13 protein-coding genes and 1 tRNA gene are annotated in these 13,160 nt (G+C 67.0%); 4 read left to right on the plus strand and 10 right to left on the minus strand.

The features are described from left to right. Positions 1-90 precede the first annotated feature (90 nt). Positions 91-166: transfer RNA gene (locus ACYJP6_RS03025), tRNA-Thr, on the minus strand. Between the two features lie 118 nt (positions 167-284). Here ACYJP6_RS03025 and ACYJP6_RS03030 point away from each other — a divergent pair. Then, complete coding sequence (locus tag ACYJP6_RS03030) at positions 285-632, plus strand: hypothetical protein (RefSeq protein ID WP_459473254.1); 348 nt, start codon at positions 285-287, stop codon at positions 630-632. A gap of 166 nt (positions 633-798) precedes the next feature. Here the strand turns inward: ACYJP6_RS03030 and betA are convergent, their stop codons facing one another. The 3 genes from betA to betI all read right to left on the minus strand — a co-directional run bounded on the left by betA (position 799) and on the right by betI (position 4,954). After that, positions 799-2,541, minus strand: a complete 1,743-nt coding sequence (gene betA, locus ACYJP6_RS03035) for a choline dehydrogenase (protein WP_459473255.1) — start codon at positions 2,539-2,541, stop codon at positions 799-801. Positions 2,542-2,631: 90 nt separating this feature from the next. Next, positions 2,632-4,104, minus strand: a complete 1,473-nt coding sequence (gene betB / locus ACYJP6_RS03040) for a betaine-aldehyde dehydrogenase (protein WP_459473258.1) — start codon at positions 4,102-4,104, stop codon at positions 2,632-2,634. Positions 4,105-4,366: 262 nt separating this feature from the next. Further along, entirely contained in the window at positions 4,367-4,954 is a 588-nt protein-coding gene (gene betI / locus ACYJP6_RS03045; RefSeq protein WP_145008382.1) for a transcriptional regulator BetI, read from the minus strand. 193 nt (positions 4,955-5,147) lie between these two features. Here betI and ACYJP6_RS03050 point away from each other — a divergent pair, with 193 nt between their 5' ends. Together ACYJP6_RS03050 and ACYJP6_RS03055 are read left to right on the plus strand one after the other, a co-directional pair. Continuing rightward, on the plus strand, positions 5,148-5,558 hold the full coding sequence (locus ACYJP6_RS03050) for a winged helix-turn-helix transcriptional regulator (RefSeq protein ID WP_145008383.1): 411 nt from the start codon (positions 5,148-5,150) through the stop codon (positions 5,556-5,558). Then, entirely contained in the window at positions 5,542-6,543 is a 1,002-nt protein-coding gene (locus ACYJP6_RS03055) for an LLM class flavin-dependent oxidoreductase (RefSeq protein WP_459473261.1), read from the plus strand. Before ACYJP6_RS03050 ends, ACYJP6_RS03055 begins: the two co-directional genes overlap by 17 nt. A 608-nt stretch (positions 6,544-7,151) precedes the next feature. On the opposite strand, the gene nfsB is transcribed toward ACYJP6_RS03055, so the two are convergent. From nfsB to ACYJP6_RS03070, 3 genes are read right to left on the minus strand one after another with little or no spacing between them, the layout of a single operon-like run. Then, entirely contained in the window at positions 7,152-7,799 is a 648-nt protein-coding gene (nfsB, locus tag ACYJP6_RS03060; protein ID WP_459473263.1) for an oxygen-insensitive NAD(P)H nitroreductase, read from the minus strand. A gap of 18 nt (positions 7,800-7,817) precedes the next feature. After that, the gene (locus ACYJP6_RS03065; RefSeq protein ID WP_459473265.1) at positions 7,818-8,966 is read right to left on the minus strand and encodes an L-dopachrome tautomerase-related protein; all 1,149 of its coding nucleotides are present in this window, start codon (positions 8,964-8,966) and stop codon (positions 7,818-7,820) included. Continuing rightward, on the minus strand, positions 8,966-9,973 hold the full coding sequence (locus tag ACYJP6_RS03070) for a zinc-binding alcohol dehydrogenase family protein (protein ID WP_459473266.1): 1,008 nt from the start codon (positions 9,971-9,973) through the stop codon (positions 8,966-8,968). Before ACYJP6_RS03070 ends, ACYJP6_RS03065 begins: the two co-directional genes overlap by 1 nt. 105 nt (positions 9,974-10,078) lie before the next feature. Here ACYJP6_RS03070 and ACYJP6_RS03075 point away from each other — a divergent pair, with 105 nt between their 5' ends. After that, positions 10,079-10,987, plus strand: coding sequence for a LysR family transcriptional regulator (locus tag ACYJP6_RS03075; RefSeq protein WP_459473268.1), 909 nt, complete (start codon positions 10,079-10,081; stop codon positions 10,985-10,987). A gap of 48 nt (positions 10,988-11,035) precedes the next feature. On the opposite strand, the gene ACYJP6_RS03080 is transcribed toward ACYJP6_RS03075, so the two are convergent. The 3 genes from ACYJP6_RS03080 to ACYJP6_RS03090 form a co-directional block, all read right to left on the minus strand. Continuing rightward, on the minus strand, positions 11,036-12,061 hold the full coding sequence (locus ACYJP6_RS03080) for an alpha/beta hydrolase (protein ID WP_459473270.1): 1,026 nt from the start codon (positions 12,059-12,061) through the stop codon (positions 11,036-11,038). 68 nt (positions 12,062-12,129) lie between these two features. Then, a complete protein-coding gene (locus ACYJP6_RS03085; protein WP_459473272.1) occupies positions 12,130-12,546 on the minus strand; it encodes an organic hydroperoxide resistance protein in 417 nt (138 codons plus the stop codon). Between the two features lie 148 nt (positions 12,547-12,694). Continuing rightward, positions 12,695-13,129, minus strand: a complete 435-nt coding sequence (locus ACYJP6_RS03090) for a MarR family winged helix-turn-helix transcriptional regulator (protein ID WP_459473275.1) — start codon at positions 13,127-13,129, stop codon at positions 12,695-12,697. Positions 13,130-13,160 lie beyond the last annotated feature (31 nt).

Genomic DNA, 13,160 nt, shown 5'->3' on the forward strand with positions numbered 1-13,160 from the left:
GCGCCGCTGGGCGGTTGCCAGAGAAAGGCTATTCGCCCGTCACCGAGTCTAACGGTGGTGGCAATCCGCAATTCTAGCGTGGGAATGGGATGGTGCCGGCACCAGGAGTCGAACCCGGGACCTACTGATTACAAGTCAGTTGCTCTACCAGCTGAGCTATACCGGCAAGGGGGAGGCCATTATAGCCATGGAAAAGCCCTTGTAAACCAAGGATGTGCGGCGGTTAAGGCTGGCGTAAGCCAGGGGCGGTTAGAATGAAGCGAAGAGCTTGCGAGGAGCCGCTGATGAGAACGAAGACCCTGGCCATCCTGGCCGCTGCCCTGGCGGGTTGTACTAGCCAGGCGAACCTCGAGCGCAATCCGCCGATGGAGTTGCGCACGGGCAAGAGTGCTGAGGACTATCGCACCTGCCTGGTGAGCGGCTTGGAGAAGGATGGCCGCCATGTGGTGGTCCAGCCGCAAGGCAACAGTGGCCAGCGCGTGCTGGTGGACAGCAAGGTGCCGGGCGCTACGGCGGCGATCATCGATATAGGGTCGGCGTCACGTGGAACGCGGGTGGAGTTGCGCGAGCAGATGGCCAACAATCCGCTGCGGCCGCGGACCATTCTGACGGCGGTGAAGGATTGTCTGTGAGGTGAGGCGTTGGGCGGTCCCTCACCCCGACCCTCTCCCAGGGGAAGAGGGGGGAAGAGCGGGCTGCCGGCAGCTGCTTGGCTTGGCCAGGCTAGCGCGGCCAGTCAGAAAGCTAGATAGAAGAAGGGCGCCCATGGGCGCCCTTCTTGCGTTCGGCTGCCTGGGATCAGGCGGCCGGCTGGTTGCGGCGCTGCGGAACCGGCTCGGCGGCGCGCTGGCCGTTGACGTCGCGTAGCGGGGTACCTCGGACCGGGGCGCCGTTAGCGACGTAGTAGGCGGCGTTGCTGCGCGGCAGCGGGGCACGGCCGCGGATTTTATCGGCGATCTTCTCGGCGATCATGATGGTCGGGGCGTTGAGGTTGCCCGTGGCGATGATCGGCATGATGGAGGCGTCCACCACGCGCAGGCCTTCCAGGCCATGCACGCGCCCGGCGCCGTCGACCACTGCCATGTCGTCGGTACCCATCTTGTTGGAGCAGGACGGGTGGTAGGCGGTCTCGGCGTGGGAGCGCACGAAGGCGTCCAGCTGGGCGTCGGTCACGCAGTCGCGGCCCGGGTTGATCTCGTCGCCACGATAGGGGTCCAGCGCCGGCTGCTGCATGATCTCGCGGGTCAGGCGGATGCCGTCGCGGAATTCGCGCCAGTCCTGCTCGGTGCTCATGTAGTTGAACAGGATGCTGGGGTGCTGGCGCGGATCGCGCGAGGTCAGTTCGATGCGGCCACGGCTGGGCGAACGCATGGAGCCGACATGGGCCTGGAAGCCATGGGCCTCGATGGCGTTGGTGCCGTTGTAATTGATGGCGATCGGCAGGAAGTGGTACTGGATGTTGGGCCAGTCGAATTCTTCGCTGGAGCGGATGAAGCCGCCCGCCTCGAAGTGGTTGCTGGCACCCAGGCCGGTCCCCTTGAGCATCCATTCCAGGCCGATCTGCGGCTGGTTGTACCACTTCAGCGCCGGGTACAGGGAGACCGGCTGCTTGCACTCGTACTGCAGGTACATTTCCAGGTGGTCCTGCAGATTCTGGCCGACGCCGGGCAGGTCGTGGACCAGCGGGATGTCGAAGCGCCGCAGCAGCGGCGCGGGGCCGACACCGGAGCGCTGCAGGATCTGCGGCGAGGCGATGGCGCCGGCGCAGAGCAGGACTTCACGACGGGCGCGCACGCTGATGGCTTCCAGGGAATCGCCCTTCATGTAGGCGACGCCATTGGCGCGCTTGCCCTCGAAGAGGATGCGATCGGTGGTGGCGTGGGTGACGATGGTCAGATTCGGGCGACCCTTGGCCTGATCCAGATAGCCACGCGCGGTGCTGGAACGACGACCGTTCGGGGTGACGAAGCGATCCATCGGGCCGAAGCCTTCCTGCTGGTAGCCGTTGAGGTCTTCGGTGCGCGGATAACCGGCCTGAACGCCGGCCTCGACCATGGCTTCGAACAGCGGATTGGTGTTCGGCTTGGCGGTGGTCACCGAGACCGGGCCCTCGCCGCCGTGCCAGTCGTTGGCACCGGCATCACGCTTCTCGGCCTTGCGGAAGTAGGGCAGGCAGTCGAGGTAGGTCCAGTCTTCCAGACCGTCGAGCTGGGCCCACTGGTCGTAGTCCAGGGCGTTACCGCGGATGTAGCACATGCCGTTGATCAGCGAGGAGCCACCCAGGCCCTTGCCGCGGCCGCATTCCATCCGGCGGTTGTCCATGTGCGGCTCGGGCTCGGTCTGGTAGGCCCAGTTGTATCTCTTGCCCTGCAGCGGAAAGGCCAGGGCGGCCGGCATCTGGGTGCGGAAGTCCAGGCGGTAGTCGGGCCCGCCGGCTTCCAGCAGCAGGACGGTGACGTCCTTGTCTTCGGTCAGCCGGGTGGCGAGGACGTTACCGGCCGAGCCGGCGCCGATGACGATGTAGTCGAATTCGTGTGCCATGAAAGTTCTCCTCCTGACGGTGGGTGGGGTGGTCACCCCATCCCCGGGCCCTCTCCAGCGGAGAGGGGAGAAAAGCGCTGCGTGAGCGGCTTAGAAGATCGAGGCGTAGTCGCCCAGCTCGACCTGCACCGACTTGATGCGGGTGTAGTGGCCGAGGGTGGTGAGGCCGTTTTCACGACCGACGCCGGACTGTTTGTAGCCGCCCACCGGCATTTCGGCCGCCGATTCGCCCCAGGTGTTGATCCAGCAGATACCGGCTTCCAGGCGATGGATGATCCGGTGAGCGCGGGCCAGGTCACGGGTGACCACGCCGGCGGCCAGGCCGAATTCGGTGTCGTTGGCGCGGCGCACCACCTCGTCCTCGTCGGCGTAGGCCAGGATGCTCATGACCGGGCCGAAGATCTCTTCGCGGGCGATGGCCATATCGTCGCGGCAGTCGGTGAAGACGGTGGGGGCGACGAAGTTGCCCTTGGCCAGTTCACCCTGGCTGACGCGCTCGCCGCCGATCAGCAGGCGGGCGCCTTGCGCCTGGCCCTGGGCGATGTAGCCCAGCACCTTTTCCAGATGCGGGGTACTGACCAGTGGCCCGAAGTTGGTCTCGGCGGCCAGGGGATCGCCCAGCTTGATGCGCTTGACCCGCTCCACCACCTTGGCCTCGAAGTCGGCCTTGAGCGACTGTGGCACGAAGACCCGGGTGCCGTTGGTGCAGACCTGGCCGGAACTGAAGAAGTTGGCCATGACGGCGATGTCGGCGGCGCGCCCCAGGTCGGCGTCGTCACAGACGATCAGCGGCGACTTGCCGCCCAGCTCCATGGTGACTTCCTTGAGGGTCGAGCCGGCGGCGCTGGCCATGACCTTCTTGCCGGTGGCGACGCCACCGGTGAAGGAGATCTTCTCGATGCCGGGGTGCTCGGTCAGGGCTACGCCGACCTCGGGACCCACGCCATTCACCACGTTGAAGACGCCATCGGGCAAGCCGGCCTCGGTGTAGATCTCGGCCAGCTTCAGCGCGGTCAGGGGGGTGACTTCGCTGGGCTTGAAGATCATGGCGTTGCCGGCGGCCAGGGCCGGGGCGGATTTCCACAGGGCGATCTGGATCGGGTAGTTCCAGGCGCCGATGCCGGCGACCACGCCCAGCGGCTCGCGGCGGGTATAGACGAAGGAGGTCTCCCGTAGCGGGATCTGCTCGCCTTCCAGGGCCGGGACCAGGCCGGCGTAGTACTCGAGCACGTCGGCGCCGGTGACGATGTCCACGGCCTGGGTCTCGGACAGGGCCTTGCCGGTGTCCAGGGTTTCCAGCAGGGCCAACTCGTCGTTGCGCTCACGAAGGATGTCCACGGCCTTGCGCAGGATGCGCGAGCGCTGCATGGCGGTCATCGCGGCCCAGACCTTCTGGCCGGCGGCAGCGGCTTCAACCGCCTTGGCCACGTCGGCGCGGCTGGCGCTCTGCACCACGGCGAGCACCTCGCCGGTGGCGGGATTCAGGGTTTCGAAGGTGGCACCACCGGTGGCGGCGACATAGCGGCCACCGATGTACAGCTGCTGTTCGGCGAAACGGGCCATGGACGATCTCCCAAGACGGGGCGGGCGCCGTGGCACCCGCGAGGAACACAGGGGGAGCGAAAGGCGAAGGCTTTCTGCTCCAGCGATGAAACCAGTCTACTTAATTTTTATTGAACGTTCAATCAATGAAAAATTCGCGGACGTCGCGAGACGCGCCGATGGGCGGTCCAGAGCGGTTCGGTCAGGGAGGGGCAAACGGGAGGGATGGGAGAAGAACCCCGCCGGTGTCAGCCGACAGGGGGCAGTAGCGGCGGGAGTGGGGTCAGGCCTTGGCCAGTTGCAGGTCCAGGTAGTCGTAGGCGATCTGCAGGGCCTGCTGGGTGTCGAAGGTGTCGCCGGAGAGGGCGCCGCGCAGCCAGAGGCCGTCGATGATGGCGGCCAGGCCCTTGGCCGAGGCCCGGGCCTGCTCGTGGGGCAGCAGGCGGCGGAATTGCCAGCAGAGGTTGGAGTAGAGGCGCAGGTCGTTGATGCGTTGCAGGCGCCGCAGATTGGGCTGGTGCATGCTGGTGGCCCAGAACGCCAGCCAGGTCTTCATGGCCGGACCGCTCACCTGGGTGTCGTCGAAGTTGCCCTGGATGATAGCGCGCAGGTTGGCGGCGGGGTCGTCACCGGGCAGGGCGGCGCGGCGCTCGCGCACGGCCTGGCGCAGGGCATTCATCAGGTGCCGCATGGTGGCTTCGAGCAGGCCGTTCTTGTCCTGGAAGTAGTGGCTGATGATGCCGTTGGAAACGCCGGCCTTGCGGGCGATGAAGGCGATACTGGCGTCGCCCATGCCGACTTCGTCGACGGCTTCGAGGGTCGCGGCGATGAGCTGCGAGCGGCGGATGGGCTGCATCCCGACCTTGGGCACGGGGCATCTCCTGAGAAGGCGGAAGGAGCCTCCGAGGGTAACTGTTTTTTATTGAACGTTCAATCAATAAAAACGGTCACTGCCTCCTGGATTGTGCCCTGGGTGGCGCGGCAGTACCAGTCCTGACAGGTGGTTACTTTTAATAACTGCCCGGAAGGCGTAGGCTGGAGTCAGTTCTGCTTCGAGGATCGCCATGGACGCCGTGGTCAGTCGTATCTCCAGTCGCCGCCGCCTGCATGCCCATGCCTGTCCCATCCGGGACGTGCTGGACCGGATCGGCGATGCCTGGTCGCTATTGACGCTCTTCACCCTGGAGCCCGGCCCGCTGCGCTTCAACGAGTTGCGCCGCCGGGTCGACGGCATTTCCCAGCGGATGCTCAGCGTCACCCTGCGCCAGCTGGAGCGTGATGGCTTGGTGTCCCGCACGGTGACGCCGACCAAGCCGCCCCAGGTGGAATACGCTCTCACCGAGCTGGGCCAGAGCCTGATGGTGCCGGTGGGCGCCCTGGCCACCTGGGCCTCCGCGAAGCAGCCTCTCATTCAGCGCCACAGGGCGGCCTACGATCAGGCCGCCGAGGAGATCCCTGATGACCCGTCTCTCTAAGACCGCCCTGTCGGTCCTCGACCTCGCTCCCATCCGCGACGATGGCGATGCGGCCCAGGCGCTGCACAATGCCCTGGACCTGGCGCGCCATGTCGAGCAACTGAAGTTCTCCCGCTACTGGGTGGCCGAGCACCACAACATGGATGGCATCGCCAGTTCGGCGACGGCCGTGCTGCTGGGCTATCTGGCCGCGGGCACCAGCACCCTGCGCCTGGGCTCGGGCGGCATCATGCTGCCCAACCATGCGCCCCTGGTGGTGGCCGAGCAGTTCGGCACCCTGGCCTCGCTGTACCCGGGGCGGATCGAGCTCGGCCTGGGCCGCGCCCCTGGCTCGGATCAGCGCACCGCCTACGCCCTGCGCCGCGATCGGCTGGGCAGCTCCGACGACTTTCCGCGGGACGTGGAGGAACTGCAGCACTACTTTGGCCCGCAGCAGCCCGGCCAGGCGGTGATCGCCATGCCCGGTGCGGGTACCGAGGTGCCGATCTGGCTGCTGGGTTCCAGCCTGTTCAGCGCCCAGCTGGCGGCGGCCAAGGGGCTGCCCTATGCCTTCGCCTCGCACTTCGCGCCGCGCTACGTGCACGAGGCGATCCGCTTGTATCGCGAGAACTTCAAGCCGTCCAAGGTGCTCGACCGGCCCTATGTGATGCTCGGGGTGCCCTTGGTGGCCGCCGATAGCGACGACGAGGCCAACTACCTGGCCACCACCGTCTATCAGCGCATCCTGGCCTTGTTCCGTGGCGACACCATGCGCCTGCAACCGCCGGTGCGCAGCATGGATGGGGTGTGGTTGCCCCATGAGAAGGAGTCGGTATCGAGCTTCCTCGGCATGGCGGTGATCGGCGGACCGGACAAGGTGCGCGAGCGCCTGGAGCTGCTGCTGGAGAAGACCGATGCCGATGAGCTGATCTTCACCTGCGACGTCTACGAACAGGCGGATCGCCTGCGCGCCTTCTCGATCCTGGCGGATCTGAAGGGCGGTTGATGGGAGCCGGGCCTGTTGGGCTTCGCTGCGCTCAACCCAACCCACGCGAGCCCCGTAGGTTGGGTTGAGACGGCATCATCGTCGAAGCCCAACAGGTCCAAACGAAAAAGCCGACCGTTTGTAGCGGTCGGCTTTTTCATGTCTGCAGGAAGGCGGCTGCTGCCCTTTGTTGGGCGCCGCTGCGCTCAACCCAACCTACGCGAGCCCGTAGGTTGGGTTGAGACGGCTCCATCGTCGAAGCCCAGCAGGTCCAAACGAAAAAGCCGACCGTTTGTAGCGGTCGGCTTTTTCATGTCTGCAGGAAGGCGGCTTGTGCCCTTTGTTGGGCTTCGCTGCGCTCAACCCAACCTACGCGAGCCCGTAGGTTGGGTTGAGACGGCATCATTGTCGAAGCCCAACAGGCCGAAAATGAAAAAGCCGACCTTTTCTTGCGGTCGGCTTTTTCATGTCTGCAGGAAGGCGGCTGCTGCCCTTTGTTGGGCTTTGCTGTGCTCAGCCCAACCTACGCGTATGTAGCGTGGAAAACCGCGCAGCGTTTTCCACTGGCGGCTGCTGGTTCGCACTGTGGATAAGGCTGCGCCGTTATCCACGCTACAAGGCTGGGCGGTTTACAGGAAGGTGAACACCTGCTCGCGGGTCAGGCGGGACTTGGGCAGGGCGGCATTGAAGTCGCTCTCGCCGCGATAGCCCAGGCCGACCACCACCAGGGCGCTGTAGCCCTGTTCGCGCAGGCCCAGTTCCTTGTCCAGGCTGTTGGCGTCGAAGCCTTCCATGGGGGTGGCGTCGATCCCCAGGGCGGCGGCGCCCAGCAGCAGGGTGCCCAGGGCCAGGTAGGTCTGCTTCTCCATCCAGTGCTGCACGTCCTTGCGCTCGTGGCGATGCAGGTCGACGAAGTGGCGACGGGTGCCGTCCTGGGCGGCGCGCGCCTCGGGCTTGGCGAAGCGGCCGTCCTGGGCTTCCTGCTCCAGCACCTGGGCCAGGTGGCCTTCGGTCATCTCCAGGCGGGTGCACAGCACGATGACGTGGGAGGCCGGTAGCACCTTGGGTTCGTTATAGGGGCTCTGCATGCCCTGGGCGATGCGCGCCTTGGCCTCGGCGCTGGCGGCGACCACGAAGTGCCAGGGCTGGGAGTTGACCGAGGACGGCGCCTGGCGCAGCAGCTCCAGCAATTCCTCGACCTGCTCGGCGGGGATACTGCGGGAGCCGTCGAAGGCCTTGGTGGTGTAGCGGGTACGGGCGATCTGGGACAGCTGCATGGGTAACTCCTGATCGGATCAGTGGGTAGGGGCCGGCTGCGCGTCGACCTTGACGCGGAACAGGCTGTAGGGTTTTTCGCGCAGGTCCTGGCCGTTATGGAACAGGGCCTGGCGGTGGAGCTGGTTGGCGGTGAAGTAGAGGTAGCCGTCCGGGCCGATGCTCAGGGTATCGGGCCAGAGCGCACGGGGATCGTGCACCAGGGTCTTCCAGCTGCCATCGGCCTGGCGCTGGCGGATGGCGTTGTGCTCGTAGTCACCGGCATAGACGCGGCCCTGGGCATCGGCTTCGAGGCCGTCGGAGGCGCCTTTCTCGCCGAGGTCCTGCACGCCGGCGCGGACCTGGGCCTCGCTGGCGGCGGGATCGCGCAGCAGGGCGGTGGGCACGGCATAGAGGTGGCGGCTGGACAGCGGGCTGAAATAGAGGGTGCCGCCGTCCGGCGCGAGGGCGATGCCATCGCTGGCGATGGCCGGGCGGCTGGTGCTGCCGTCGGGTTGCCGGATCAGCAGCGGCTCGCCTTCCACCACCGGGGCGAAGCTGGGATCGACGTTGGCCTGGGGCGCGCCGGTCAGGCGGCGCTGGGCCTGGCCGGTGGCGAGGTCGAGGACGATGAGTCCACCCGGAGGCGCCGAGTCGGTGACATAGGCGACCCCGGCGCGACCGACGCGAAAGTCGAAGCGCACGTCGTTGACGTAGCTCTTGGGTTCGAGCGCCGCGGCCGGAAAGACCAGGGTCTTCACCACCTTATTGGTTTTGAGGTCGATGGCCACCAACTTGGCGCCGCCGGCCTTGGGCGCGGCGAAGCCGGGGGCGGCGGTGTCCAGCACCCAGAGGTGGCCGCGCCCGTCGGCGACCACGCTCTGCACGCTGATGAAGCCCTTGGCCGGCTGACCGGGAGTCTCGACGTTCAGCGCGGCGTCGGGGTAGGGCACCGCCCGGCCGTCCTTGAGTTCGGCCACGGTGAAGGGCACCTGGTCGCCCCAGCGCGGGTAGTTGACGAAGATCCGGCCGGTCTCGCTGACGGTGACGCCGGTGGGCATGGCGTCCTGGAAGGCGAAGACCTGCTCCAACTGGCCGAGGCTGCGCTCCTGCGGCAGGGGCGCGGCCTGGGCGGTCAGGCTACCCGCGGCTAGGGCGACCGCCAGGGCGAGGGCGTGGAACCTGGACATCAGAAGCCCTCCAGTACGAGCTTGCCGCGGGCCTGGTGGCTTTCCAGCTGGGCATGGGCACGGCGCAGGTTGGCGGCGTCGATGCGGCCCAGGTGTTCGCCCAGGGTGGTCTTGAGGGTGCCCTGGTCGATCAGCTGGGCGACCCGTTCGAGGATCTCGTGCTGGCGCACCTTGTCGGGGGTCTGGAACAGCGAGCGGGTGAACATCAGTTCCCAGTGCAGCGACAGCGACTTGGCCTTCATCGGCACCACGTCGAGTTGCGCCGGATCGTCGATCACCCCGAGGCGACCCTGGGGCCGCAGGACATCGACCAACTGGGCGAAATGCACATCGGTATGGGTCAGGCTGGACACCAGGGTCACGCCGTCCAGGCCCAGGGCTTCCAGCTGGGGGCGCAGCGGCTGGTGGTGGTCGATGACGTGGTGGGCGCCACGCTCCCGTACCCAGTCCTGGGTTTCGGCGCGCGAGGCGGTGCCGATCACCGTCAGCTCGGTCAGCTGGCGGGCCAGCTGGACCAGCACGGAGCCGACGCCGCCCGCCGCGCCCATCACCAGCAACTGCTGGCCGGCGCCACCGCCCTCGGCCACGCCCAGGCGGTCGAACAGCAGTTCCCAGGCGGTGATGGCGGTCAGCGGCAGGGCCGCGGCCTGGGCGTGGTCCAGGCTCCTGGGCTTGTGGCCGGCCAGGTGCTCGTCCACCAGGTGCAGCTCGCTGTTGCAGCCGGGACGGAACAGTTCGCCGGCGTAATAGACCTCGTCACCCACGGCGAAGCGGCTGACCGCGCTGCCTGCCGCGCGAACCACGCCGGAGACGTCCCAGCCCAGTACCTTGGACTCGCGCTGCACCAGGCCCTGGCGCACCTTGGTGTCCACCGGGTTGACCGAGACGGCGCGGACTTCCACCAGGAGGTCATGGGCTTCCGGGGTGGGATCGGGCAGCACGGCGTCCTGCAGGGCGCGGGGATCGCTGGCGGGCAGGCTGGTGTCACCGTGGACGATGGCTTTCATGGGCGGGTTCCTTTGTACGATAAGAAGACGTGGGACCATGGTCGTCTTCATTCTGTGCCGGAAAAAGCGGCAGAATCGGATAGCAGCTTCACCATGGGAGTGAAAATGATCCGCTTCGACGACCTCGGCCTTTTCGTGCGCTCCGCCGCCCTCGGCAGCTTTTCCCGCGCGGCCCGCGAGGCAGACCTGTTGCCAGGGCAGGTGAGCGCCGCCATCGGCCGGCTGGAGCGCGACCTGGGCATCCGCCTGTTCGCCCGTTCGACCCGCAGCCTGAGGCTCACCGCCGAGGGCGAGGCCTATCTGCCCTATGCCCGGGAGGTGTTGGAGACGCTGCGCGAGGGGCGTGAACGCCTGCAAGGGGAGAGCCCGGAGCTGCGTGGCGTGCTGCAGGTGGCGGCGCCCTCGGACCTGGGACGCAACCTGTTGCTGCCCTGGCTGGCGGACTTTCGCCAGCGCCATCCGGGCCTGACCCTGCGGCTGTATGTCTCCGACCAGCAAGCCGACGTCTATCGCGATCCGGTGGACATCGCCATCCGCTACGGGCGCAGCCAGGACGGCAGCCTGGTGGCCCTGCCGCTGGCGCCCGACAACCACCGCCTGCTGGCGGCGGCACCGGCCTACCTGGCCCGCCAGGGTACGCCGCGCAGCCTGGACGACCTGGCCGGGCACGCCTGCCTGCTCTATCAGCTGCATGGCCGCACCTACGACAAATGGAGCTTTCCGCAGGTCGACGGCGGCCTGCGCCAGGTGGCCGTCAGCGGACCCCTGCAAAGCGACGATGCCGAGGTGGTACGACGCTGGGCCGTCGCCGGGGAGGGCATCGTCTACAAGTCCTGGATGGACATGCGCGACGATCTCCAGACTGGCCGGCTGGTACGGCTGCTGCCCGAGCAGCCCGGCGAGCCGCTGCCGCTGCAGCTGTTCTGTCCGCACCGGCGGCAGTTCTCGCCCGCGGTTCGCCAGCTGCACGGCTGGCTGGCGGAACGCTTCGCCGCCCTCGGTGAGCCGGGCTGAAACGCAAAAGGGCGCCACTATGGGCGCCCTTGGGTCGTGCGTTGAGCCTTACTGCAGGTGCTGCTTGAGCAGCTGGCCAGCCTGGGTCAGGGCGGCCTGGACCTCGGGTACCTTGGCCAGGGCGTTGAGCAGTCCGTAGTCGTGGATCATGCCGTTGTAGCGCACCTGGACCACGTCGACCCCGGCGGCATTGAGCTTGCGCGCATAGGCCTCGCCCTCGTCACGCAGGACATCGTTCTCGGCGGTCTGCACCAGGGCCGGCGGCAGGCCCTTGAGCTGTGCCTCCGAGGCGCGCAGCGGCGAGGCGTAGACGTTGGCGCGGTCGGCTTCGCGGGTGGTGTAGTTGTCCCAGAACCACTTCATCATGTTGCGGGTGAGGAAGCGGCCTTCGGCATAGGCCTGGTAGGAGGCGTTGTCGAAGCTGGCATCGGTCACCGGCCACAGCAGCACCTGATAGCGCAGCTTGGGCGTGCCCCGGTCCTTGGCCATCAGGCTCACCACCGCGGCCATGTTGCCACCGACGCTGTTGCCGGCCACCGCCAGGCGGCTGCCGTCGACGTCGATGTCCTTGCCGTGCTCGGCGACCCAGCGGGTCGCGGCATAGGCCTGGTCGATGGCCACCGGAAAGTGGGCTTCCGGACTCGGGGTGTAGTTGACGAACACCGCCGTGGCACCGGAGGCCACCACCAGGTCACGCACCAGGCGCTGGTGGGTGGGGAAGTCGCCCAGCACCCAGCCGCCGCCGTGGAAGAACATGAAGGCGGGGGTCTGGCCCTTGGCGTTGGCCGGACGGACGATGGTCAGCTGCAGCGGCTTGCCGTCGACCTGGATGGTTTTCTCGCTGGTCTTCACGCCGGAGAGATCGACCTTGACGCCGGCTTGGGCACCCGCCAGGACGGCGCGGGCATCCTGGGGCGTCAGGGTCTCGATGGGCTTGCCACCGCTGGCGTTGAGGGTGTCGACGAAACCCTGGGTGGTGCGCTCCAGGGCCGGGTCGGGCTGGGGAGCGGCGTAGGCACTGCCGAGGGCCAGCGTGAGGGCGGAAAGACCGAGCAGACGAGAGAAGGTACGCATCGCGGGATGACTCCTCGAACTGGGAAAGACCGGGCGCCTCGGGGCGAGGCGCCGGGAGCGCGCGACCCTCAGGCCAGGGTCAGGCGCACGTCCACGTTGCCGCGGGTAGCGTTGGAGTAGGGGCAGACCTGGTGGGCCTTCTCGATCAGGTCTTCGGCCACGGCGCGCTCCAGGCCCGGCAGGCTGATGGTCAGCTCGACGTCCAGGGCGAAGCCGGTGGGGATCGGGCCGATGCCGACCTGGGCGGTCACGCTGACGTCAGCCGGGACGGCGATCTTTTCCTTGGCACCGACGAACTTGAGTGCGCCGATGAAGCAGGCCGAATAGCCGGCGGCGAAGAGTTGCTCGGGGTTGGTGCCGGTACCGCCGGCGCCACCCAGCTCCTTGGGCGTGGACAGCTGCACGTCCAGGGCCTTGTCGCTGCTGATGGAACGGCCGTCACGGCCGCCGGTGCTGGTGGCGGAAGCGGTGTAGAGGATGTTCATGGCAAGCTCCTGGGTTAGGTATCGCGATAACTGAATGGTCGGGCGTTAACCGAGAGGGGAGGCCCGGGTACGGAATTAAGTTATCGCGATATTTATTATCGCGCAAATACATTTTTTGGCCCAGGCGACCAATGGCAGTGGCGGGCTTTTACCGCTCCAGCTTGGAACGCAGCGCCATGAGGTTCTCGCGCAGTTCGGTCATCTCCGCATCACCCAGCGCGCAATAGCCGCCGATGGTGCCGTTGATCTTGCGCGCCCGCTCGCGCAGGGTTCGGCCTTGCGCGGTGAGTTCGATGGACAGGTTGCGCTCGTCCTCGGCACTGCGCTGGCGCGTCACGTAGCCTTCGGCCTCCAGGCGCTTGAGGACCGGGGTCAGGGCACCGGAGTCCTGGTGCAGCCGGCGCGCCAGCTCCTTGAGCGGTAGATGGTCGTTTTCCCAGAGCACCAGCATCATCAGGTACTGCGGGTAGGTCAGGCCCACCTCCTCGAGCAGCGGCTTGTACACCTTGGTCATGGCCAATGAGGTGGAGTACAGCGCGAAGCAGAGCTGCTGATCGAGAAGGAGCGGGTCTTTGCTGGTCATGGAGGTCTCGTCACGGCAAATGAGAAATGAT

The sequence above is a fragment of the Pseudomonas sp. No.117 genome (genome assembly GCF_054558395.1).